The 22,953-nt window shown below is 69.0% G+C and carries 22 protein-coding genes and 1 riboswitch; of the genes, 10 read left to right on the top strand and 12 right to left on the bottom strand.

What is annotated here, in order from left to right; translation table 11 throughout:
- Window positions 1-73 precede the first annotated feature (73 nt).
- Together zapE and FB475_RS32070 are read left to right on the top strand one after the other, a co-directional pair.
- Window positions 74-1,084 carry a cell division protein ZapE gene (gene zapE, locus FB475_RS32075; protein WP_141861299.1) on the top strand — a complete coding sequence of 337 codons (1,011 nt, stop codon included), beginning with the start codon at window positions 74-76 and terminating at the stop codon, window positions 1,082-1,084.
- Between the two features lie 35 nt (window positions 1,085-1,119).
- Entirely contained in the window at window positions 1,120-1,989 is an 870-nt protein-coding gene (locus tag FB475_RS32070; protein ID WP_141861297.1) for a polyphosphate kinase 2 family protein, read from the top strand.
- A gap of 15 nt (window positions 1,990-2,004) precedes the next feature.
- On the opposite strand, the gene FB475_RS32065 is transcribed toward FB475_RS32070, so the two are convergent.
- Window positions 2,005-3,069: a Clp protease N-terminal domain-containing protein gene (locus FB475_RS32065; RefSeq protein ID WP_141861295.1), complete on the bottom strand. Its 1,065-nt coding sequence runs from the start codon at window positions 3,067-3,069 to the stop codon at window positions 2,005-2,007.
- The gene (locus tag FB475_RS32060) at window positions 3,069-3,296 is read right to left on the bottom strand and encodes a ribbon-helix-helix protein, CopG family (protein WP_141861293.1); all 228 of its coding nucleotides are present in this window, start codon (window positions 3,294-3,296) and stop codon (window positions 3,069-3,071) included. Before FB475_RS32060 ends, FB475_RS32065 begins: the two co-directional genes overlap by 1 nt.
- Before the next feature lie 81 nt (window positions 3,297-3,377).
- Here FB475_RS32060 and FB475_RS32055 point away from each other — a divergent pair, with 81 nt between their 5' ends.
- Together FB475_RS32055 and solA are read left to right on the top strand one after the other, a co-directional pair.
- Window positions 3,378-4,364, top strand: a complete 987-nt coding sequence (locus FB475_RS32055) for an aldo/keto reductase (protein ID WP_141861291.1) — start codon at window positions 3,378-3,380, stop codon at window positions 4,362-4,364.
- Window positions 4,365-4,404: 40 nt separating this feature from the next.
- Entirely contained in the window at window positions 4,405-5,532 is a 1,128-nt protein-coding gene (solA, locus tag FB475_RS32050) for an N-methyl-L-tryptophan oxidase (protein ID WP_141861289.1), read from the top strand.
- Window positions 5,533-5,639: 107 nt separating this feature from the next.
- Here the strand turns inward: solA and FB475_RS32045 are convergent, their stop codons facing one another.
- Genes FB475_RS32045 through FB475_RS32025 form a run of 6 tightly spaced genes read right to left on the bottom strand, consistent with a single transcriptional unit; the run spans window position 5,640 to window position 11,133 of the window.
- Complete coding sequence (locus FB475_RS32045; RefSeq protein WP_141861287.1) at window positions 5,640-6,434, bottom strand: sirohydrochlorin chelatase; 795 nt, start codon at window positions 6,432-6,434, stop codon at window positions 5,640-5,642.
- On the bottom strand, window positions 6,431-7,717 hold the full coding sequence (locus tag FB475_RS32040; RefSeq protein ID WP_141861285.1) for a sulfate adenylyltransferase subunit 1: 1,287 nt from the start codon (window positions 7,715-7,717) through the stop codon (window positions 6,431-6,433). Before FB475_RS32040 ends, FB475_RS32045 begins: the two co-directional genes overlap by 4 nt.
- Window positions 7,717-8,616: a sulfate adenylyltransferase subunit CysD gene (cysD, locus tag FB475_RS32035; protein WP_202878631.1), complete on the bottom strand. Its 900-nt coding sequence runs from the start codon at window positions 8,614-8,616 to the stop codon at window positions 7,717-7,719. The genes FB475_RS32040 and cysD overlap by 1 nt, the downstream gene beginning before the upstream one ends.
- A complete protein-coding gene (locus FB475_RS32030; RefSeq protein WP_141861281.1) occupies window positions 8,613-9,299 on the bottom strand; it encodes a phosphoadenylyl-sulfate reductase in 687 nt (228 codons plus the stop codon). Before FB475_RS32030 ends, cysD begins: the two co-directional genes overlap by 4 nt.
- Window positions 9,296-9,445, bottom strand: coding sequence for a PDDEXK family nuclease (locus tag FB475_RS37025; protein WP_185759521.1), 150 nt, complete (start codon window positions 9,443-9,445; stop codon window positions 9,296-9,298). The genes FB475_RS32030 and FB475_RS37025 overlap by 4 nt, the downstream gene beginning before the upstream one ends.
- Window positions 9,442-11,133 (bottom strand): nitrite/sulfite reductase, encoded by a 1,692-nt coding sequence (locus tag FB475_RS32025; protein ID WP_141861279.1) that lies wholly within the window; start codon window positions 11,131-11,133, stop codon window positions 9,442-9,444. Before FB475_RS32025 ends, FB475_RS37025 begins: the two co-directional genes overlap by 4 nt.
- A gap of 411 nt (window positions 11,134-11,544) precedes the next feature.
- Between FB475_RS32025 and FB475_RS32020 the strand changes: the two genes are divergently transcribed.
- The 3 genes from FB475_RS32020 to FB475_RS32010 are packed head-to-tail and all read left to right on the top strand — an operon-like array spanning window position 11,545 to window position 13,959.
- The gene (locus tag FB475_RS32020) at window positions 11,545-12,111 is read left to right on the top strand and encodes a winged helix-turn-helix domain-containing protein (RefSeq protein WP_141861277.1); all 567 of its coding nucleotides are present in this window, start codon (window positions 11,545-11,547) and stop codon (window positions 12,109-12,111) included.
- Entirely contained in the window at window positions 12,108-13,319 is a 1,212-nt protein-coding gene (locus FB475_RS32015; RefSeq protein ID WP_141861276.1) for an MFS transporter, read from the top strand. The genes FB475_RS32020 and FB475_RS32015 overlap by 4 nt, the downstream gene beginning before the upstream one ends.
- Before the next feature lie 37 nt (window positions 13,320-13,356).
- Window positions 13,357-13,959, top strand: a complete 603-nt coding sequence (locus FB475_RS32010) for a hypothetical protein (RefSeq protein WP_141861274.1) — start codon at window positions 13,357-13,359, stop codon at window positions 13,957-13,959.
- A 14-nt stretch (window positions 13,960-13,973) separates the two neighbouring features.
- Here the strand turns inward: FB475_RS32010 and FB475_RS37020 are convergent, their stop codons facing one another.
- Together FB475_RS37020 and FB475_RS32000 are read right to left on the bottom strand one after the other, a co-directional pair.
- On the bottom strand, window positions 13,974-15,107 hold the full coding sequence (locus FB475_RS37020; RefSeq protein ID WP_185759520.1) for a hypothetical protein: 1,134 nt from the start codon (window positions 15,105-15,107) through the stop codon (window positions 13,974-13,976).
- Window positions 15,104-15,574 carry a GbsR/MarR family transcriptional regulator gene (locus FB475_RS32000; RefSeq protein WP_141861272.1) on the bottom strand — a complete coding sequence of 157 codons (471 nt, stop codon included), beginning with the start codon at window positions 15,572-15,574 and terminating at the stop codon, window positions 15,104-15,106. Before FB475_RS32000 ends, FB475_RS37020 begins: the two co-directional genes overlap by 4 nt.
- Window positions 15,575-15,637: 63 nt before the next feature.
- Between FB475_RS32000 and FB475_RS31995 the strand changes: the two genes are divergently transcribed.
- Window positions 15,638-17,185: a DHA2 family efflux MFS transporter permease subunit gene (locus tag FB475_RS31995; protein ID WP_141861270.1), complete on the top strand. Its 1,548-nt coding sequence runs from the start codon at window positions 15,638-15,640 to the stop codon at window positions 17,183-17,185.
- Window positions 17,186-17,249: 64 nt separating this feature from the next.
- Here FB475_RS31995 and FB475_RS31990 read toward each other — a convergent pair whose 3' ends face one another.
- Both FB475_RS31990 and FB475_RS31985 read right to left on the bottom strand, forming a co-directional pair.
- Window positions 17,250-18,698, bottom strand: a complete 1,449-nt coding sequence (locus FB475_RS31990; protein WP_141861268.1) for a glycine hydroxymethyltransferase — start codon at window positions 18,696-18,698, stop codon at window positions 17,250-17,252.
- 28 nt (window positions 18,699-18,726) lie between these two features.
- Window positions 18,727-18,809: riboswitch (ZMP/ZTP riboswitch) on the bottom strand.
- A complete protein-coding gene (locus FB475_RS31985) occupies window positions 18,808-20,442 on the bottom strand; it encodes an acyl-CoA dehydrogenase family protein (protein ID WP_141861266.1) in 1,635 nt (544 codons plus the stop codon). It overlaps the preceding riboswitch by 2 nt.
- Window positions 20,443-20,460: 18 nt before the next feature.
- Between FB475_RS31985 and FB475_RS31980 the strand changes: the two genes are divergently transcribed.
- Together FB475_RS31980 and rsgA are read left to right on the top strand one after the other, a co-directional pair.
- Window positions 20,461-21,705 (top strand): YihY/virulence factor BrkB family protein, encoded by a 1,245-nt coding sequence (locus FB475_RS31980; protein ID WP_141861264.1) that lies wholly within the window; start codon window positions 20,461-20,463, stop codon window positions 21,703-21,705.
- A 154-nt stretch (window positions 21,706-21,859) separates the two neighbouring features.
- Window positions 21,860-22,927 (top strand): ribosome small subunit-dependent GTPase A, encoded by a 1,068-nt coding sequence (gene rsgA, locus FB475_RS31975; protein WP_141861262.1) that lies wholly within the window; start codon window positions 21,860-21,862, stop codon window positions 22,925-22,927.
- Window positions 22,928-22,953: the final 26 nt, after the last annotated feature.

The following is a 22,953-nucleotide window of genomic DNA, read 5'->3' as shown; positions in this document are numbered from 1 at the left end:
CTAACTGAAAGTAAGAAAGTGGTCAAGGCCACAGCGGGCTTTCCATACTTTTCCCTGCCTTAGGGTTGGGCGCATGGTGGTGCGGTTGAGCGAACAGTGGCCCGAGGTGAGCCCGGACCGGCTGCTGTCCGAATGCGTCCCGCCACCGCGCTTCGCCGACGTCCGCTTCGCGACGTACCGCCCGAACCCCGGCGAACCGACCCAATCGGAGGCCCTCACCGTCCTCCAGGACCGCGCAACCCACCTGGCCGCACCCAGGCGGAGCCCCAGTTTCTGGTCCCGCTTCCGCGCTTCCTCCCCAGTCGCCGGGAAACCGGGCATCTATCTCGACGGGGGATTCGGCGTAGGCAAGACGCACCTGCTGGCATCGCTCTGGCACGAAGCAGCCGCCCCGAAGATGTACTGCACGTTCGTGGAGCTGACGAACCTGGTCGGCGCCTTAGGCCTCCGCACAGCAGTGGAAAAACTCTCGTCCTACCGCCTCATCTGTATCGACGAGTTCGAGCTCGACGACCCGGGCGACACCATGCTGATCTCCCGCCTCCTCGGCCAACTGTTCAACGCGGGAGTAGAGATCGCAGCAACCTCGAACACCTTGCCGGACAAGCTCGGCGAGGGACGATTCCAGGCGATCGACTTCCTCCGCGAGATCCAGGCCCTCGCCGCCCGCTTCGACGTCCGCCGGATCGACGGCCCGGACTACCGCCACCGCGGCCTCCCGACGGCCCCCGACCCCTGGCCCGACGAGAAGGTCGAGCAAGAAGCCGCGGTACGCCCCAACGCGTCCTGCGACCACTTCGTCGACCTCCACCGCCACCTCGCCGAACTGCACCCGAGCAAGTACGGCGCTCTCCTGGACGGCATCGAGACCGTCGCGATCACCGATCTTCGCCCGCTGACCGACGAGAACATCGCGCTCCGGCTGGTCGTCCTCGCCGACCGCATGTACGACCGGAACCTCCCGCTGCTGGCGGGCGGCGTACCACTCGACCAGCTGTTCTCGAAGGACATGCTCAAGGGTGGCTTTCGCAAGAAGTACCTGCGCGCGCTGTCCCGCCTGATCGCGCTCGCCCGCGCCGCCTGACGGCCATTCCCGGAGGGATGAGGCAGGATGAGTGGATGGCGAAGCAGAAGAAGGCTGAGAAGGCTGCTGGCGGGGGACTGCGGGAGCTGCTGCGGGTGCCGGCCGGCGAGGTGGACCTGACGAAGTTCGACACGCGGTCGACGGCCGGGTTCTCCGGTACCAAGGACGACGGCAAGGTCGCGCTGGAGCAGCTCGGTGCCGAGGTGTCGGACTGGCAGGAGCGGTTGTTCGCCGAGGGGCGTACCGGCGGGGAGCGCCGGGTCCTGCTGGTGCTGCAGGGGATGGACACGTCCGGCAAGGGCGGCGTGATCCGGCACGGTGCCGGGCTGATGGACCCGCAGGGCCTGAAGATCACGTCGTTCAAGGCGCCGACGCCGGCCGAGAAGCGCCGCGGGTTCCTGTGGCGGATCCGGCAGGCGGTCCCGGGCGGCGGGATGATCGGCATCTTCGACCGGTCGCACTACGAGGACGTACTGATCGCCCGCGTCCGCGAGCTGGTCACGCCGAACGTGTGGACCCGGCGCTACGACCAGATCAACGAGTTCGAGGCCGAGCTGACCGCGAGCGGCGCGACGATCGTGAAGTGCTACCTGCACATCTCGCCCGAGGAGCAGAAGGCCCGGCTCGAGGCACGCCTCGACGACCCGAGCAAGTACTGGAAGTACAACCCGGGCGACGTCGACGAACGGAAGCTGTGGCCGGACTACATGGACGCGTACCACGCGGCGATCGAGCGCTGTAACACCCCGGACGCGCCTTGGTATGTGATCCCGAGCGACCGCAAGTGGTACCGCAACTGGGCCGTCACCACGATTCTGCTGGAGACGCTCAAGGAGCTGAACCCGCAGTGGCCGGCCGCGGACTTCGACGTCGAAACGGAGAAGAAGCGCCTCGCGGCGACCTGACGGTTTCTGGACCGGTCAGCTGTCCGGGTCGATGCCGTGCCGGCGCAGCAGGTCGCGGAGCTTCGCGACCTGCTCGTGCAGCCGCTCGTTCTCGTCGAGGACCGCGTTCAGCTCGGCGAGCAGGTGGTGCCGCCGCCCGTACGTCGTCCACGTCGCGGCCTCCTCGGCGACGACGGACTCGGACCGGCGGCGCCAATCGATCCGCTGTTCCAGCTTGCGCCGTACCTCGTCGACGTTCTCGGCGAGCTTCGTGACGATCTGGCCACCAACCCCGTCACCGTCGTGGAGTACGCCGAGCAGAAGGTGCTCCGGCCCGACCCGATCCGCCCCACGCGCTCGAACCTCACTCCACGCGAACTCGAACACGCTCTTCGCCCGCGGCGTGAACGGGATCGCGCCGGCGCCCGCGTCGCTCTTCCCGCGCCCGACGATCTCGACGACCAGCTCCCGCACCACCGGGGCGGTGATGCCCATCGAGGCGAGCACCCGCGACGCGACGCTCGTCCGCAGCGTGATCACCCCCAGCAGCAGGTGTTCGGTGCCGACGTACACGTGGTCGAGGCCGCGCGCCTCCTCCTGCGCGAGCACGATCACTCGCCGGGCTTCCTCGCTGAAATGCTCGTACATCGGATCTCCCCTCCACACGTCCTGAACGACGTCCTCGAGCGACAGCTCGATCTTCAGGTGCTCCTGCAGGTCCTCCGCGGTCACCGGGTGATGTTCCAGCCGGCTCCGGACGAACGCCGCGGCCTCGGCGTCGCCGGCCGCACCGGCCGTGATCCGGTCGAGTAGCTCGTCGACCTCACTCACCGGCTCGAGTTGCAGGTCGGCCCGGTTCAGCGAGACGAACTGCAGCACGACCGCGACCGCTACCACCCGGTTCGCCCCGTCGAACGGGCGCTCCCGCACCAGTCCCGCGAGCAGCGCCCCGGCCGCCTCGGCCAGCCCGCCGGTCCGGCGTACGTCGGTCAGTACGCGATCGATCGCGTCGAGGTTCGACCGGCGGACGACGTCGTCGGACGCGCAGCGCAGCACCCGCGCGGCGACGGCGAGCACGTCGTACCGGCCGAGGTATCGCATCAGTCGTCTCCACGCAGCCGGCGCAGCGATTCCTCGTGCCGGCTCAGGTTCTCCTCGAGCAACCGGCTGAACTGGGCGTCCTGCCGGCGCTGGTCCACCAGCGCCGCGATCGCCTCCCGGGCCACGTCCGACACCGATCGCCCCTCCACCGACGCCACCGTCTGCAAGCGGTCCGCCAACTCCGGATCCAGCCGCAACAGGATGTTCTTGGTCCCGTCCTTCGCCATAGATAGCAAGATATCACGCTATCTCTGACGTGTACTAGTAGAGCCTCCCTGCGCACGCCGCACCGGCTCTACCGTCGGGTCATGCACACACGAACGCTCGGTCAAGGTCTGCAGGTGTCGGCGGTGGGTCTGGGATGTATGGGCATGTCGCAGAGCTACGGGCCCAACCCCGGTGACCGCGACGACATGATCGGGGTGATCCGGTACGCCGTGGAGCAGGGCGTCACGTTCTTCGATACCGCCGAGGTGTACGGGCCGTACGTCAACGAGGAGCTCGTCGGCGAGGCGCTGGCGCCGGTGCGCGACCAGGTGGTGATCGCGACGAAGTTCGGCTGGAACATCCAGGACGGCAAGATGCTCGGGACGAACTCGCGGCCGGAGCAGATCCGGCGGGTCGCGGACGAGTCGCTGGGCCGGCTCGGGATCGACGTGATCGACCTGTTCTACCAGCACCGGGTCGATCCCGACGTCCCGATCGAGGACGTCGCCGGGGCAGTGGGTGAACTCGTGCAGGCCGGGAAGGTCCGCCACTTCGGGCTGTCCGAAGCCGGCGCGGCGACGATTCGGCGGGCGCATGCCGTCCATCCGGTGACGGCTGTGCAGAGCGAGTACTCGCTGTGGACGCGCGACCCTGAGCCGGAGGTGCTGCCCACCTGCGCGGAGCTCGGCATCGGGTTCGTGCCGTTCAGCCCACTCGGCAAGGGTTTCCTGACGGGCACGGTCACCACATCCACCGAGTTCACGGCCGGCGACATCCGCGCCAGGGTCCCGCGGTTCGAGGCGGACAACCTGACCGCCAACGAGGCACTGGTGAACTACGTGCGGTCCCTCGCCGAGCCGAAGGGGTGCACTCCCGGTCAGGTGGCACTCGCCTGGCTGCTCGCTCAGCAGCCGTGGATCGTACCGATCCCAGGCACCCGCCGCCGCACCCGAATCGACGAGAACAACGCTGCCACGCAGGTGGCGCTCTCGGCCGACGAGATCGCCGGGCTCAACGCCCTCGCCGCCCGCATCGGCGTCCAAGGCGATCGCTACAACCCCGCCGGCATGTCAATGGTCGGCCTCTGAGACCCAGACCTCCGCCGCGCCTGCACGTAGGGTGGCGGGCATGGCGGATGTTGTCGTGGTCGGGTTGGGGGCGTTCGGGTCGGCAGCCCTGTGGCGGCTGGCCGCTCGTGGGTTGGATGCGGTGGGGATCGAGCGGCAAGGGATTGGGCATGCGTTCGGGTCTTCGCATGGGGCTACCCGGTTGTTTCGGGTGGCTTGTATGGAGCACCCGGGGCTGACTGCCATCGCCCGGAAGTCGCTGGCGTTGTGGACCGAGCTGGGGGAGTGGACAGGCGAGACGTACGTTCGCCAGACCGGGTCGCTCAACGTCGGGGCACCGGAAAGCCGGCCCGTGAAGGGCGTGCGGGCGGCGGCGGCAGCTGCTGGTGCGGTGACGACTGAACTGACGCACGACGAGCTGCACGAGCAGTTCCCGCAGTACAACTTGGCGCCCGAGGACGTGGCGATCTGGGATCCGGACGCGGGGATCTGCTACGCCGAGCCGACCGTCCGAGCGCACGTCGCCGCGGCGGTACGGCTCGGGGCGACCGTCTACCCGCACACGATGGTCACCGGCATCGAGGTACGGCCGGACGGCGTGAGGGTACGGACGCCGACCACCACGATCACCGCGGACCAGGTCGTGATCGCGACCGGCGCCTGGTTGAGCAAGCTCGTGCCGGGCCCAGCTCTCTCCCCGCGACGGACACCGCTGTTCTGGTTCCAGCCGAAGGACCCGGCGTCGGACGCGTTCCGCCTGCGGAACTTCCCGTCGTTCATCTGGGAGTTCGCGGACGGCCGGGGCCTGTGGGGACACGGCTCCGACGAGGACTTCGGAGTGAAGGTCGGCCTCGACGGGGCCGAGCGCGACCGCGATATCGACCCGGACGAACTCGACCGCTACATCCACCCGCGCAAGGACATCGCCGAGCTCTCCGCCGCGATCGCCGACCACTTCCCGGACCTCGATCCCGAACCGGTGAAGCTGATGCCGTGCATGGTGACGGACTCGCTCGACGGCCAGTTCCTGGTCGGGCGGTACGGCGACCGCGTGCTGATCGCCGGCGGCGACAGCGGCCACGGCTTCAAGCACTGCGCCGGAATCGGCGAACTGCTGGCCCAGCAAACGACGAAGGAGACGCCCTACACGGACGTCTCCTTCCTCGATCCACATCGCTTCCAGCGCTGAGCGGACCCGCGCCACTCACCAACGTGCGATCCGCGCCGGCTGATCCGGCCGAGCACGCTCGGCCGGATCGCGCGAACCGGGGTTGGTGAGTGCGGGAAGTCCGACGCTCAGGCGGTCCGGACCAGCTCGGGCCGGGCGATGACCGGGCGCGGCGCCGGCTCCAGCGTCAGCAGGTCGAGACCCGCCACGCCGTACCGCAGCAGAACCAGCCGCGCCACCTCGGCGCTGACACCGAGCGGCTGCGACACCGCGACCGCACCCGCGCGCCGCGACGTCGACTCGGCCTGGTCGGGCAGTACGCCGGGCGCCAGGAACAGCGATCCGACCGCCACGTGCCGGCGACCCTCGAGCCGCCACTGCAGCACGGCCTCAGCGGGCGACGGCGAGGCAGCGCACACGAACGCCGCGGTCACCGGCAGCTTGTGCCGCTGACCCCACAGCCGGGCGAGCCGCGTGACGCTCGCGTTCGCGTGCGAGTCGCTCGAGCCGGCGCAGGCCAGCACCAGCGCGTCCAGCTCACGCACCCGGCCGTCCTTCAGTTCGGCGCGCATCCGACGGTCCAGTACGTCGAGCAGCGTGTCGTCGTACCCGAGCACGTCGGAGGCGATGATCCGCAGGCCGGGGAACCGGCTGCGCGCCTCGTCGACGACGGCCGGTACGTCGATCCGCGCGTGGTACGCGGCCGACAGCAGCAGCGGCAGGACGACGACCTCCTCGACACCCTCGGCGGCGAGCTTGCCGAGGACCTGGTACGGCGTCGGCGGGCAGTGGTCGAGGAAGGAGGCTTCGATCCGCAGGTCGTCGCGCATCCCGCGCAGGCACTTGACGAGAGCGTGCACGGTGGCGGCCGACCGCGGGTCGCGGCTGCCGTGGGCGAGGATCACGAGCGCTGGAGCAGTCACAGCAGTTCCCCTTCTTCGTCGTCGATCATGCCGGCCGCCAGCGTCCACCCGTCGTGGGCGTCGATCAGCAGGAACGATCCGGTGATGGTGTTGGCCGAGTACGGGTCGGCGGCCAGCGGCGCGGCGATCTTGAGTTGCACCTTGCCGATGTCGTTGAGCGCGAGCTCGGCGGCGTCGATGACTCCGAGCGTGTCGAGGTCCAGCGCGCCGGTGATCTTGGTGACGATCGCCTGCGCGGTGGTGGTGGTGTGCTTGATCAGCACCCGGGCCCCGACGGTCAGTGGCCGGTCGGACAGCCAGCTCACGGTGGCGGCCAGTTCCCGGCGGGTACCGGGAGAGGCCTCGGCGGCGACGATCACCGAGCCGCGGGCGACGTCGATGTCGTCGGCGAGCCGGACCGTGACCGCCTCGCCGGCGATCGCCGACGGCCGCTCGACCACTGCGGTGCTGGTCGGGGTGACGACCGGCCGGTCGATGCCGGCGATCGAGGTACGGCGGCCCGCGGGCAGCACGATCACCGGGTCGCCGACCTTGACGGTGCCGGAGGCAACGGTTCCGGTGTAGCCGCGGTAGTCGCGGTACTCGTCGTCGGTCTGCGGGCGGATGACGTACTGCACCGGGAACCGCAGCGGCTGCTGCGACGTGTCGGTGCGGCCGTTCGCGTTCTCCAGCAGCGCGAGCAGCGTCGGACCGTCGTACCAGGGGGTCTGCTCGGAGCGTTCGACGACGTTGTCGCCGACCAGCGCGGACACCGGGATGGCCTGCAGGTCGGCGATGCCGAGGTGGTCGGCGACCTCGTTGACCTCCTTGGCGATCTTGGTGAACACGGCCTCGTCGTAGCCGACCAGGTCGATCTTGTTCACCGCGAGGACGACGTGCGGCACCCGGAGCAGCCCGGCCACCGCGAGGTGCCGGCGGGTCTGCTCGAGGACGCCGTGCCGGGCGTCGACCAGGATGATCACCACATCGGCGGTGGAGGCCCCGGTGACGGTGTTCCGGGTGTACTGCACGTGCCCGGGGCAGTCGGCCAGGATGAACGAGCGCTTGTCGGTGGCGAAGTACCGGTAGGCGACGTCGATCGTGATGCCCTGCTCCCGTTCGGCCCGTAGACCGTCGGTCAGCAGTGCGAAGTCGAAGTCGCCGCCGCGTGCCTCGGAGACCGTCTTCACGTGCGCGATCTGGTCGGCGAGGATCGCCTTGCAGTCGTGCAGCAGCCGCCCGACCAGCGTCGACTTGCCGTCGTCCACCGAGCCGGCCGTTGCCAGCCGCAACAGGGTGCTCATCAGAAGTACCCCTCTCGTTTACGGTCTTCCATCGCGGCCTCGCTGGCCCGGTCGTCGGCGCGGGTGGCGCCGCGTTCGGTGATCTCGCTGGCCGCGACCTCGACGACGACGTCCGCCGCGGTCGTCGCGGTGGACGCGACGGCTCCGGTGCAGGACATGTCGCCGACCGTGCGGTACCGGACCAGGCGCTGCGTGACGGTCTCACCCTCGCGCGGCTGGGAGTAGGGGCCGACGGCAAGCAACATGCCGTCGCGCTCGAACACGTCCCGTTCGTGGGCGTAGTAGATCGACGGCAGCGGGATCTGCTCGCGCTCGATGTAGTTCCAGATGTCCAGCTCGGTCCAGTTGGACAGCGGGAACACCCGGACGTGCTCGCCCGGCCGGTGCTTGCCGTTGTACAGCGACCACAGCTCGGGCCGCTGGTTGCGCGGGTCCCACTGGCCGAACTCGTCGCGCAGGCTGAAGATCCGCTCCTTCGCCCGGGCCCGCTCCTCGTCCCGACGGCCGCCGCCGAACACCGCGTCGAACCGGTGGCTGTTGATTGCGTCGAGCAACGGAATCGTCTGCAGCTGGTTCCGTGTCCCGTCGGTCCGCTCGCGCAGCCGGCCATCGGCGATGTACTCCTCGACGCTGGCGACCTCGAGCCGCAGCCCGAGCTCCTTCACCACCGCGTCGCGGTACGCCAGTACTTCGGGGAAGTTGTGGCCGGTGTCGACGTGCAGCAACGTGAACGGCACCCCGGCCGGCGCGAACGCCTTCCGGGCCAGGTGCAGCATCACGATCGAGTCCTTGCCACCGGAGAACAGGATCACCGGCCGCTCGAACTCCGCCGCCACCTCGCGGAACACGAAGATCGATTCGCTCTCCAGAGCGTCAAGCTCTGTGACGGTTGTACTCATGTGTGCAACCCGCATTCGACCTTGCCCGTCCCGGCCCAGCGGCCGCTGCGCGGGTCCTCGCCCGGCGCGACGCGCTGCGTGCACGGCTCGCAGCCGATCGACGGGTAGCCGTCGTACTGCAGGAGGTTCACCAGTACGCCGTTGTCCTGGATGTAGTTGTCCAGATCCTCCTGCGTCCACGGCGCGATCGGGTTCAGCTTCACCATGTCGCGCTTCGCGTCGTACTCGACGACGGGCGTGTTCGCGCGGGTCGGCGCCTCCTCGCGGCGGATGCCGGTCACCCAGGCCTTGTAGCCGGACAGGTACCGGTTGAGCGGCTCGACCTTGCGCAGTGCGCAGCACTTGTTCGGGTCGCGGTCGTGCAGCTTCTCGCCGTACTCCGCGTCCTGCTCGGCCACGGTCTGCTTGGGGGTGGCGTTGATCAGGTTGATCGGCAGCGTCGCGGCCACCGCGTCCCGGGTCCCGATCGTCTCGGCGAAGTGGTAGCCGGTGTCGAGGAACAGTACGTCGACCCCCGGCGCGGCCTGCGCCGCGAGGTGGGGGAGTGCGCCGTCGGCCATCGAAGCGGTCACGACCAGCTCGTCGCCGAAGGTCTCCCGTGCCCACGCGAGCACCTCGACCGCCGATGCGTCCGCCAGTCGTTCGTTCGCCTCTTCGGCGATCGTCTTCAGATCCGTGCTCATTCCACCGTCACCCGCAACCCGATCATCTTCAGCTGGAACACCCGTGCACACGGCCGGCACTCCCACGCGCCGTGTCCTTCTTCGGAGGGCCTGAGGTCCTCGTCGCCGCAGTACGGGCAGTAGAGAGGTGCCGCGCGCTCGGTCATGTCAGTGCCTCCTCATCTGCTCGGGTGACCCACTGGGCGAACCGCTCGCCCTCGTTGCGTTCCTTCAGGTAGTTCTGGGTGACGCGCTCGACGTAGTCGGTCAGGTCGTCCGCGGTCACCTTGTGACCGCGGAGCTTCCGGCCGAAGCCGGCGTCCAGCCCGAGGCCGCCACCCAGGTGCACCTGGTAGCCCGGTACCTGCTTGCCGTCGGCATCCATCACCAACTGGCCCTTGAGGCCGATGTCGGCGGTCTGGATCCGCGCGCAGGAGTTCGGGCAGCCGTTCAGGTTCACGGTGATCGGTACGTCCAGTTCGGGGATCCGCTCCTCGAGCTCCTCGATCAGCCGCGCCGCCTTCGCCTTGGTCTCGACGATCGCCAGCTTGCAGAACTCGATGCCTGTGCAGGCCATCGTGTTCCGCCGCCAGGCCGACGGGTTCGCCTGGAACCCGAGCTTGTCCAGCTCCGCGACCAGCGAGTCGACCTGCGACTCCTCGACGTCCAGCACGAGCAGCTTCTGCTGCGCGGTGGTCCGGATCCGGTTCGACCCGTGCGCCGCGACCACTTCGGCGACCCGCGCGAGCGACGTACCGGAGACCCGGCCGACGACCGGCGCGACGCCGACGTAGTACTTGCCGTCCTTCTGCTTGTGTACGCCGACGTGGTCGCCCTGGACGGCCGGAACCTCGGGCGCCGGGCCGTCGATCAGCTTCCGCTTGAGGTACTTGTCCTCGAGCACCTCACGGAACTTCTCCACACCCCAGTCCTGGACGAGGAACTTCAGTCGCGCCCGGTTCCGCAGCCGCCGGTAGCCGTAGTCGCGGAAGATGCTGGTCACGCCCCACCAGGCTTGGGCCACCTCGTCGCGGGGGATCCAGGTACCGAGCCGCTGCGCGAGCATTGGGTTGGTCGACAGGCCGCCGCCGACCCAGAGGTCGAAGCCCGGGCCGTACTCCGGGTGCACGACGCCGACGAACGCGATGTCGTTGACCTCGGGGACCACATCGTGCGACGGGTGCCCGGTCAGCGCGGTCTTGAACTTCCTGGGCAGGTTGGAGAACTCGCTGGAGCCGATGTACTTCTCGACGATCTCGTTGATCGCCGGCGTCGGGTCGATGATCTCGTCCGCGGCGATCCCGGCGACCGGGCTGGCGATCACCACCCGCGGTACGTCGCCACACGCCTCGGTCGTGTACAGGCCGACGGCCTCGAGCCGCTGCCAGATCGCCGGCACGTCTTCGATCGCGATCCAGTGCAGCTGGATGTTCTGCCGGTCGGTGATGTCGGCTGTGTTCCGCGCGTACTTCGTCGAGACGTCCGCGATCACCTTGAGCTGCTCGGTGGTCAGCTGCCCGCCCTCGACCCGGACCCGCATCATGAAGTAGCGGTCGTCCAGCTCCTCCGGCTCGAGCGTCGCGGTCTTGCCGCCGTCGATCCCGGGCTTGCGCTGGGTGTACAGGCCCCACCAGCGGAACCGGCCGCGCAGGTCGGCCGGGTCGATCGAGTCGAACCCGCGGTGCGCATAGACGTTCTCGATCCGGGCCCGGACGTTCAGGCCGTCGTCGTTCTTCTTGTTCTCTTCGTTCTTGTTCAGCGGCTCGCGGTATCCGAGCGCCCACTGGCCTTCGCCCTTGCCCTTGCGGGGGCGGGCGGGCTTGCGGGCAGCAGGAGTGGTGACGCCGGCAGTCATCGGGGGCGCGTCCTTGTCCTCGTGACAGGTGCTCACCAGCGGCGGGGAGATCGAAGCGTCGTCGGTTCGATGCGTTCCGCGCGGTGCGCACCCAGCGGTGATCGGGGATGATCAGGGGGCCGTCATTGGCCCAGGCAGGGTGGCTGTCAGAACATCGAAGGACAACAGATGGCGCTGCGCATCCGCCCGAGGTCGACATGGATGCGACCTACGAGGTGGGTGGACAGGGCAGCGAGCATGTCCACAAGCGTCAGCGCGACCGGCCGGTAAAGCAACTCCCATTCCTACATCCTGAGACTCGATCTCACCATGTGGTTATGTCTACCAGTCTGCTGTTCATTGTTCCGTGCTCCTTGCGTTATTCACAAGAGCTCTTGTGCAAGAGCTCTTGTGGAAGCTACGGTGCTGCCTATGGCACCTGCGAACCGACGCGCCGCGACCTCCTCGGTGGTCGCCGCGATCCACCACCCGCTCCGCCGGCGACTGCTCGACCTGCTCGGCGTCGAGGGCCCGGCCACCGCGTCGCAACTGGCCGAGCGGACCGGCGAACTGGTCGGCAACATCAGCCACCACCTCAAGGTGCTGGCCGCGGCCGAGGTCATCCTGGAGGCGCCCGAGCTGGCGAAGAACCGGCGGGAGCGCTGGTGGCGCAGCGCTCACCAGTCGTACAGCTGGTCGGTTGCCGACGCGGAGGGTGAGCCTGCCGGCGAGCTGATCGCAACAGTGTCCGAGGAGAGGAACGTCACACACCACACGGACAAGGTCCGGCAGTGGTTCGAGATGCGTTCGTCGTACGACGAGGAGTGGGTGCGGGCGGCATTTTCGACCGACAGTTGGCTGCGGCTGACGCCCGAGCGGCTCGAGGAACTGGGTCAACGGATCGGCGAGCTGATCCAGGAGTACTACGAGGCACCGTCGACCGACGAGTCGGCGCAGCCGGTCTACGTCTTCGCCCACGCCGTACCGGCCAAGCCGTGAGCTCGCCCTCGGTCGGGGCCGTCGTTGTGCCTGCACTCCGGCGGGATCGGCGGGTGCAGGCCTGGATCCTGTCCGGTGCGGTGTCCGAGGCCGGCGACGTCGCCTGGTACGTCGGGCTCGCGTGGAGTGCGGCGCAGGTGACGTCGCCCGCGGGCGCCGGCCTGGTGATGGGGATCGGGGCGCTGCCGCGGGCGCTGTTCCTGCTCTTCGGCGGCGCGCTGGCGGACCGCTGGGACGGTCGCCGGACGATGATCGTCGCCAACCTCGGGCGGATCGCGGTGCTCGTCGCCGCTGCGATCGTGGCGGTCGCGGACGGGGTGACGCTGCCGCTGCTGCTGACGGTGGCGATCGTCTTCGGGGCGGTCGACGCCCTGTACAACCCGGCCGCCGGGACCTTGCCGCGACGGATGGTCCAGCCTGATGACTTGGTGCCACTGGCGGCCGGGCGGCAGTTGGCCAATCGGCTGGCGGTGTTCGTCGGTGCGCCCCTCGGCGGTCTGCTGGTGGCTCACGGCGGGTTGATGACCGTGATGCTCGTCGACGCGGTGTCGTTCGGGGTGATCGCGGTCGTGCTGGCGTTGGTGGTCCGGCCGAGGTTTCCGCAGCCGGTGGCGAGCGGGCATTCGATCCGGCGGGACCTGGCGGCCGGCTTCGGCTATCTGCGCCGGGATCAGGTGGCCCGGACCTTGGTGATCGCCTTCTTCGGGCTCAACCTGTGTGTCGGTCCGGTCCTGGCGGTCGGACTGGTTCAGCGGGTGCACGGCAGTGGGTGGGGCTCGGGTGCGCTCGGCTGGTTCCAAGCCTGCTCGGGGATCGCGGCGGCGGTCGGGGCCGTGGTCGCGATGCGGTGGAAGCCGCCGGCGCCGGCCCGCGCCGGCCTGCTCGTGCTGATCGCCCAGGCGGCCGGCTGCGTGATGGTCGGCTTGGTCCCGCGCGTGGCCGTCTTCGCCGCGATGGCGATGATCGGTTTCACCGCCGGCCTGGCCTCCGCCCTGCTCTCGGGTGCCTTCCAGCAGACCATCGCCCCGGCCTTCCTCGGCCGCACGTCGAGCATCGTCAGCCTCTCCGACGACGGGCTGATGCCGGCCGCGATGGCGGGTTTCGGCGCCCTCATCTCGCTGATCGGCGTGGCCGCGGCCTGCGCCCTCCTCGGAGCCACCTTCGCGGCCCTCATGGTCTGGTCAGCCTCACGATTGCGGACACGCTGAACCTGTACGACGTGGCCGGCCACGTAAACTCACGCGAGTGTCCGGCTGGCAGAACGTCCGTGAGTTCACGCTGGGAAACGTCGAACGCCCGGCCACCCGCACCCGGAACCACATCGAGTGGGGCCCGAACGCGATCCGGGTGGCCTCCGGCTCGAAGGACGACCGAGTGCTCACGCCGTACGCCTATGTCGGCCCCGACCGCTCCCTGTACCTCGACGCCGACCTGACGCAACTCCTCTGCCGGGTCTCGCAATCGTCCGACCACGCCTGGTCGGTCCGCGACGCCGAGGACCACGAGGTCGGCACCATCACCCGAATCCCGTCCGGTCGCCCGCTCCTCCGCCCCAACTGGCGCATCACCCAACCCGGCCACCCCGAACTGATAGGCCGCACCGAATGGCTGAGCGGCCCACCCACCCGCCTCGCCGCCAAAGCCGCCGGCCGCCTCCTGATAGGCGTCCTCGACGGCCTCACCGGCATCGGCGACGAAGGCGGCGACCAACCCACAAAAACCCGCACGTTGGAGTGGCGCTCAGCCGACAGGGTCGCAATGTACTCCGAGGGCACGACCTCGATCACGGTGCACGCCGACTGGCTAGACCGCCGCCTCGCCTTCGCCTACTGCCTACTCGCCAAATGAACCAACGCGGTCCGTCAACGTGACTGGGCATCCCGGGGTGAGTGTGCCGGTCGGGTTGTTGGGCGGGCTGCCGGTGGGGGCTCAGGTGGTTGCGGCGCATGGGATGGATGCGACTGCGGTGGGGGTTGCGCGGGAACTGATGGTCGGCCTGAAGCCGCCTGTCCGCTGACGGCCGGTGGCAGCGGCTGCGCCACGGTGATCGATCGTCGCGCGGCCGACTGGCCGGTGGCGGCTGGTGGTAGGGCCTTTTGGACGGTGTTGGCGATGTCGATTGCTGATGCGCGTTGCCGGTCGGGTGTGGTTTCGCCGCGGGCGGTGGGGGAGCGGAGTTCCTCGGGTTTGGTGAAGTCGGCGACGGCGGCGACGACCTCGGGGGTGAAGGGGTCCCGGCGGTTCTGCGCCGGCGGTGTGGACGTCGGGTCCGGGGGCCGGAACAGCTCCCGCAGTTCGATTCGGAAGAACTTGATCAGCTCCTTCGTGCGCAGCACCCGGCTCCGGCGGAGGATTTGGCGTTCGAGGGGGAGGGTTGCCTTGTCGCGCCAGCTGACGTCGAACATGATCCGGCCGAGCCGGAAGCCCGGGTTCGTTTCGCCGCCGGGGAAGCCGCGGGCGTTCCCGTGGGTGAAGAACTCGCTGTAGAACGCGCCGTCGTCCTCGTTCTTGAGCACGTTCCACGCACGGTACTTGTCCGTCGGCAGCTCGCCCCGCACCCACGCCTCGTCCATCAGCGCGTGCGACGCGGCGTTCAGCGGACGGTGCCCGACATAGTGGTACTGCGGCCGCTCACCACGCCGGCGCCGGTCGTACTCGGCGATGATCTGCGGCCACTCGTCCGCCGAGATCGACCGTGCCAGCCGGGACGCGAACGACGTCCGCGCGCGCAGCTCGGCCCGTGACGTCACCGGGCGATCCGTCCGCCCGGTCATTGTCTCGAGCTTGTCCATCACGAACGTTCCGCCGTGCGGACCGACGCGGTTCCAGCGGGTGACGTCCAACGACGGCTCACCGGCGTTCAGCGCGCGCAGTACGGCGATCCCGGCCCGGTACAGCGGCACCCGCCGCCGCATGATCCGCGTCTCCCAGGCAATCCGGTACTCGCTGTCGAGCCACGCCGTACCGACGAGACGCTTCGCCTTGCGGCGGTTCACCGCGGGTGTTCCGCTCGCCAGTTCTTGATCATCTGTTCCATGTCCGCGTGGATGAACGCGAAGAAGTCGGCCGCCTCGGTCAGCCGCCGGCAGACGGGGGAGTCCTCGGCGAAGAGCGCGGCGCCGGCGCGGCTGGTCGCCTCCCACTCGCTCAACGCGAGGTTGCGGCGTTCGAGGATCGCGGCGAAGACGTCCTCACGGATCCGGTAGTGGTCCTTGCGCGACCCGGGGAGCCGCTCGCGGGAGATGAACGAGACCTGCAGCAGTTGCCGGACCGCGCCGGACACCGCGGGCTGGCTGATCTTCAGCATCTCGGCGAGCTCGGCCGCGGTCATCGTCCCGTTCGGGCTGACCAGCATCGCGCCCATCACCCGAGCCGACATCGTCGGTACGCCGCTGTTCGCCAGCACGCCCGCGAACCGCTCGACGAACTGGCTGACGGCTTCCTGGCTCGGTTCCTCGACCATGGTTGAAGCTTACAGTAATTTGATTTATCGCAACTATCACAAGCTTCTGATAATTTGAATCACATGACCACGACCACCTCGGAGTCGACACTGACCGGCGCTCGCCGGTTCGGTGTGCTCATCGCGCTGTGTCTCGCCGTACTCGTCCTCGGCCTCGACACCACCGTGCTGAACGTCGCGCTGCCGACGCTCGCCAAGGATCTCGACGCGTCCACCAGCCAATTGCAGTGGATGGCGAACAGCTACAACCTGGTGCTCGCCGCGCTGCTGCTGCCGGCCGGGCTGCTCGGCGACCGGTTCGGACGGCGCAAGATCATCGCGATCGCCCTGACCTTGTTCGGTTTGGCGTCGCTGGCTTGCGCGCTGTCGAACTCGGCCGGTCAGCTGATCGCGGCTCGGGCGTTCCTCGGCATCGGCGCGGCAATGATCGTGCCGGTCGCGCTGTCGCTGATCACCGTGCTGTTCCGCACCGAGGAGGAGCGGAAGAAGGCGATCGGCTTCTTCGTCGTTGCCAACAGCATCGGTATGCCGCTCGGCCCGATCGTCGGCGGCCTGCTGCTCGACCACGCCGGCTGGCAGTGGATCTTCGTGATCAACATCCCGATCGCGTTCCTGGCCGCGCTCGCGGTGACGCTGCTCGTCCCGGAGAGCCGGAGCGCGAACCGCCCGGCGATCGACTGCCTGGGCATCGTCCTGTCCAGCGCGGGCCTCGCAGCCTTGGTGTACGGCGTTACGAAGGCGGGCGAGTCTTCGTGGACGGACGGTGTCACGATCACGTTCCTCGCGCTGGCCGTCGTACTGATCACGTGCTTCCTGCTGTGGCAGCGCCGGAACAGTGAACCGCTGATCGAGCTGCGGCTGTTCCGCGAACGAGTGTTCACCGGCGGTGCCGTACTGCTGACAGTCTCGGTGTTCGCGATCTTCGGGTTGCTGTTCACGATGCCGCAGTACTTCCAGGGCATCAACGGATCGGACGCCCTGCACACCGGCCTGAAGCTGCTGCCGTTCATCGGCGGGATGACCGTCGGCGCCAAGCTGGCCGAGCCGGTGGAGTCGAAGATCGGCACCCGCCTGGTTGTGATGACCGGCTTCGTCGTGATGGCGGCCGGCTTCGTACTCGGCGCGTTCACCGACCTCGGCACCGGGTACGGGTACACCGCGATCTGGTTCGTGGTGGTCGGTTTCGGCCTCGGCTGTTCGATGCCGCAGGCAATGAACGCGGCGCTCGGGGTCCTCGACCCGGAGCGGGCGGGGACCGGCTCGGGGCTCTTGCAGGCGTTCCGGCAGGTCGGCGGCACGGTCGGGGTCGCCGTACTGGGAACCGTGCTCAACTCGGTCTACCGCCACCACGTGGACACGACCGGTCTGCCGGCGCAGGTGGCCGACGCGGCCGAGCGAAGCCTCGCAGGCGGACTGGCCGTCGCCGCCAAGACCAACGCGCCGGCCCTGGCGGCCGACGTACGAGACGCCTTCCTCACCAGCCTCAACACCACGATGTGGGTGTCCGGCGGCATCGCGGTTGCCGGAGCTGTGCTCGCGGCGACGCTGATGCCGAAGCGGGCCGCGAAGGCTTCGCCGGACGCGCTGACCGGCGTCGAGCGGGACGCCTGACGACAAACGACAGCGCCCGCTCCAAGCCGCTTCACGCAAGCAGGAGCGGGCGCCGTAAAACGTGTCAGTTGAGCTCGAGACCCGGGTACAGCGGATGCTTGTCGAGGATCTCGGCGGAGGCGGCGCGCGTCTTGTCGGCCACGCCGTCGGCCAGCACGTACTTCGCCTTCGACGGGGCGCCGGCCGAGGTGGTGGTCGGGGTCGTGGCGGACAGCACGTCGACGATCAGTTCGGCGACGCGGTCGAACTCGTCGGCGCCGAACCCGCGCGTGGTGAGGGCCGGCGTACCGATCCGGACGCCGGAGGTGTACCAGGCGCCGTTCGGGTCGCGAGGTACAGCGTTGCGGTTGGTGACGATTCCGGCATCGAGCAGGGCGGACTCCGCCTGCCGCCCGGTGATGCCGTACGACGAGACGTCGAGCAGCACGAGGTGGTTCTCGGTACCGTCCGTGACGAGCTTGACGCCGCGCTTCATCAGGCCCTCGGCGAGGGTGACCGCGTTGTCTGCGACGGCCTGCGCGTACTCGCGGAACGACGGCTGCCGCGCCTCGGCCAGCGCGACCGCCTTCGCGGCCATCGTCTGGCTGAGCGGACCGCCGAGCACCATCGGGCAGCCGCGGTCGACGGACTCGGCGTACTCCGGCTGGCAGAGCACCATGCCGCCGCGCGGGCCGCGCAGCGACTTGTGCGTGGTGGTCGTCGTGACGTGTGCGTGCGGCACCGGGTCGAAGTCGCCGGTGAACACCTTGCCCGCGACCAGGCCGGCGAAGTGCGCCATGTCGACCATCAGCGTCGCGCCGACCTCGTCGGCGATCTCCCGCATCTTGGCGAAGTTCACCTTGCGCGGGTACGCCGAGTAGCCGGCGATCAGGATCAGCGGCTTGAACTCACGAGCCTTGCGGGCGACCTCGTCGTAGTCGAGCAGCCCGGTCTCCGGGTCGGTCCCGTAGGAGTGCTGGTTGAACATCTTGCCGGAGATGTTCGGCCGGAAACCGTGGGTCAGGTGACCGCCGGCGTCCAGCGACATGCCGAGCATCTTCTGGTCGCCGAGCGCCTTGCGGAGCTTGGTCCAGTCCTCCTCGGTCAGGTCGTTGACGTGCTTCGCACCGGCCTCGGCGAGCGCCGGCGACTCGATCCGCTGCGCCAGGATCGCCCAGAACGCGACCAGGTTCGCGTCGATGCCGGAGTGCGGCTGGACGTACGCGTGCGGGGCGTCGAACAATGCCTGCGCGTGGTCGGCGGCGGCCTGCTCGACGGTGTCGACGTTCTGGCAGCCGGCGTAGAAGCGGTGCCCGATCGTGCCCTCGGCGTACTTGTCCGACAGCCAGTTGCCCATCGTGAGCAGGGTGGCGGGGGAGGCGTAGTTCTCGCTGGCGATCAGCTTCAGCGAGGACCGCTGGTCGGCCAGCTCGGCCTTGATCGCGCCGGCGATGGTCGGCTCGACCGCGGCGATCACCTGCAGCGCGTTGTTGTACGCGGCCGACGCGGCGGCAGCGTCAAAGGACTGAGTCATCGTTGTCTCTCCTGCGGTTGCAGTGGGTCGAAGGCACCCAGGCGCACGGTGCCGACGGGTTTCGCTCCCCGGTGGTTCTCCACCTTCAGCGCGCCAGTCGCGACGTCGCTCACCCTATCGTGCGCTCGAGGATCCGATCGAACGGAGTCGTCCGCGGCAACGTCCCGAACACACCGCCCCAATCGCCGGCCAGCCGCGACGCGACGAACGCATCGGCGACCTCCGGCGTCGAGTTCCTGATCAACAACGAAGCCTGCAGGCACAGGGCCATCAGCGCAGCCAGCCTTCGCGCGCCGGCTTCGGCGTTCTGGTGATCAGCAAGCGCTTGCAGGACATCCTCCACGGCCGCATCCAGCCGGGTGTCGGCACCTTGGACCGAGCCGACCTCGAGCAGCCACGCCTCGAGCGACTCCGGCTTCCGCAGCGCCCGCAGTACGTCGAGCGCGTTCACGTTCCCGGACCCTTCCCAGACCGAGTTCAGCGGCGACTCCCGGTAGAGCAGCGGCAGCCCGGACTCCTCGACGTACCCGTTCCCGCCGAGACACTCCAGCGCCTCCGCGACCATGAACGGCGTCCGCTTGCACACCCAGAACTTGGCCAACGGCAACCCGATCCGCCGGAACGCCGCCGCCTGCTGATCACCTCCGACGGATGCGTCCACCGCCGCTGCCAACCGCATCCCCAGCGCCGTCGACGCCTCGGACTCGAGCGCCAGATCCGCCAGCACGTTCTGCATCGCCGGCTTGTCCGCCAGTAGCCCACCGAATGCGCTTCGGTGCCGCGTGTGCCAAACTGCTTCGACCAGCGCTCGCCGCTGGAGGGCCGACGAGCCGAGAACGCAGTCCAGCCGGGTTGCCGCGACCATCTCGATGATCGTCCGGACGCCGGCGCCCTCCTCGCCCAGGCGGTATCCGATGGTTCCGTGGAACTCGACCTCGGACGACGCGTTCGACCGGTTCCCGAGCTTGTCCTTCAGCCGCTGCAGCGCGAACGGGTTCCGGTTGCCGTCGGCAAGAACCCGCGGGACCACGAAGCAGCTCAGTCCGTCCGGCGCCTGCGCCAGTACCAGGAACACGTCCACCTGCGGCGCCGAGCAGAACCACTTGTGTCCGTGCAGTTGGTACACGTCCCCGGCCGGCGTCGCGGTCGTCACGTTGGCCCGCACGTCGGACCCGCCCTGCTTCTCGGTCATCCCCATCCCGGCCAGTACGCCGTTCTTCGCCGCGGCCGGCAGCCGGCGTACGTCGTACTCGGTCGAGGCGAGCTGCGGGATCCACTCCTTCGCGAGCGCCTCGTCGGCCCGCAGCGCCGGTACGGCGGCGTACGTCATCGAGATCGGGCAACCGTGACCCGGTTCGACCTGCGACCACAGGTAGAAGCCGGCCGCGCGGGTCAGGTGCGGCGCGGGCGCGTCACTCGTCCACGGCGCCGCCTGCAGCCCGAAGCCGACGGCATGCTGCATCAGCCAGTGCCAGGACGGGTGGAAGTCGACCTCGTCGACCCGGTTCCCGTACCGGTCGTGGGTCCGCAGGACCGGCGGGTTCTGGTTCGCGGGCAGCGCGTACGCGCGGGCCTCCTCGGAGCCGGCCAACTCGCCGATCCGGGTCAGCCCGGGATCGGCTGTGAGGTCCCCGGCGAGGGCGGCGTACGGACGCAGAGCGTCACCGAGCGCCGCGTCGCGGGTGAAGAAGTTCACGCCCCGCAGTGGGGGAGCCTGATTCGTTACCGCGAATGGGTCCGCCATGTCAGTACGGTAAGCGGTATGGCACGTATCGGGGCAGGACCCACTGGTGGGAGCTCCCTCTCATTGGCATGGGTCCGGAAGATCCCGGCGACGACCTGGAAGCTGCTCACCCAGACTGTCGGGGTGTGTCTGCGCTACCGGGTCACCGGTCTGGCCGCGGAGGGGGCGTTCTTCGCGATCCTCTCGCTGCCGCCGCTGATCTTCGGGCTGGCGGGCTCGCTCGGTTACATCGCGAGCAAGTGGTTCAGGGTCGAGACCATCAACGACATCAAGCAGCAGATCGTCGACCTCGCCGCCCGGGCGCTGACCGACGACTCGATCAAGAACGTGATCGCCCCGACCTTGGACCAGGTGCTCAACGGCGGCCGCCCGGATGTCATCTCGATCGGTTTCGTGCTGGCGCTGTGGTCCGGCAGCCGGGCGCTGAACGTGTTCGTCGACACGATCACGATCATGTACGGGATGGGCGGCAAGCGCGGCATCGTCAAGACCCGCGCGCTGTCGTTCAGCCTGTACTGCGCGGCGCTGGTGATCGGCGTCATCGTGCTGCCGCTGGTGCTGGCCGGACCGGATGCGGTCAACGCCCTGCTGCCGCACAACCTCGACTTCCTCAACCAGCTGTACTGGCCGGTCGTCACGATCCTGTCCGCGGGCTTCCTGAACACCCTGTACCACCTGTCCGTGCCGATCCGGACGCCGTGGGTCTCCGACCTGCCGGGGTCGTTCCTGGCGCTGTCGATCTGGATCCTGGGCAGCTTCGTGCTCCGGTGGATCCTGCAGAGCACAGTGGGCGGGACGTCGATCTACGGGCCGCTCGCGGCGCCGATCGCCGTACTGATGTGGCTCTACATGACCGCAATCGCCGTATTGATCGGTGCTGCCCTCAACGCCGTGGTGGACCGGTTGTGGCCGCACAAGGCGCACGTGACCGAGGTCAAGGCCGAGGCTGCCGCTGAGCAGGAGGACGAGGTCGAGCCCGTGATGAAGGCGGAGCCGGACCCGCATCACGAGCATGGCGTGGCAACGCTGACGCCGGTCGGCACGGACGAGCGCCCTGAACTGCAGGTGGCCCGGAAGGTGGAGAACCTGGCCACCGAGCCGCGCCAGAAGGCCCCTGCCGACGCGAACGATGCGACCGACGCGAACGACGCGGGCGAAGCGGGCGATGCGCGCGATGCGCGCGGTGGCGACGACGCGGGTGAGCGGCGGACGGCGTCGGTCGGAAAATCCGGTGCGCCGGGGGAGACCGACGACCTAGGCTGACGGCATCGCGAACACGGTCCTGGCTGGACCGCAAGGACCCCGGAAGGGAGGCAACCCGCCATGAACTCGGAAGCGGCCTATCGGCCCGTTGTCTCCACTACCGTCTGTCCGCGGAGCTGAATCTCGCGGCCGGACCGTTCGAAAGGTTCGTCGCATGTCAGCGAAACTCCAGGCCCTGGGGCTCGACAGCTCCATGGCCGAATGTCTGAAGTCCGTCCCCGAGGACCTGGTCCCGGGGCGCGTCGCCCGGGTCGACAAGGGTCTGGCGACGGTTTTCACCGCGGACGGGCCGGTCCGGGCCAGCTGGTCCGGGGCGTTGCTCGCCGAGATCGCATCGGACGCGCAGGCCGGCCCGTGTACCGGCGACTGGGTGGTGCTGCGGGTCTGGCCGGACGACCGGATCACGGTGGAGTCCGTGCTTCCTCGTCGTACGGCGATCGTCCGGGCCGAGGTCGGCGGCTCGTCCCGAGGCCAGGTGCTTGCCTCGAACGTCGACGTGATCGCGATCGTGGTCGGCCTGGTACCGGAGCCGAACATCGTCCGGATCGAGCGCTTCATGGCGCTGGCCTGGGAGAGCGGGGCGCGTCCGGTCGTCGTACTGACCAAGTCCGACCTCGTGAGCGACGCCGAGCTGCTGGCGGAGGACGTGGCCGCCGCTGCGCCCGGTGCCGACGTACTGGTGTGCAGTGCGACCACGGGCGCCGGCATGGACGACGTACGTGCGTTGCTGGCAGGAGACGCGACCCTGGCGTTGCTGGGATCGAGTGGTGCGGGCAAGTCGTCGCTCGTGAACGCACTGGCCGGCGTGGAGCTGTTGGACGTGCAGGAGATCCGGGAGGACGGCAAGGGGCGGCACACCTCGGTACGGCGTGAGCTGATCGTGCTGCCGCACGGTGGGGTCGTCATCGACACGCCTGGGCTGCGGGGGATCGGTCTGCAGGAGAGCGGGGAGGGGCTGGCCGCGGCGTTCCCGGACGTGACGTCGCTGGCGGAGCGGTGCAAGTTCAAGGACTGCTCGCACGAGTCCGAGCCGGGCTGCGCCGTACGCGCGGGTCTGGAGGACGGGACGCTGCCGTACCGGCGCTACGAGAGCTGGCTGAAGCTGCAGCGGGAGGCGGCGTACATGGCGCGACGTGCCGACGTACGTCTCCGCAACGAGGCGAAGAAGGAGTGGGTGCGCGCGGCGAAGTCGTACCGGCGCGACTGGAAGCCGCGGCCCTGACACTCAGCAGCTTTTGTTGCTTTGAA

Source organism: Kribbella jejuensis (assembly GCF_006715085.1).
Classification (GTDB): Bacteria; Actinomycetota; Actinomycetes; order Propionibacteriales; family Kribbellaceae; genus Kribbella; species Kribbella jejuensis.
Note: the sequence above shows the minus strand (reverse complement) of the source record. Positions and strands in the feature narration are given on the sequence as shown.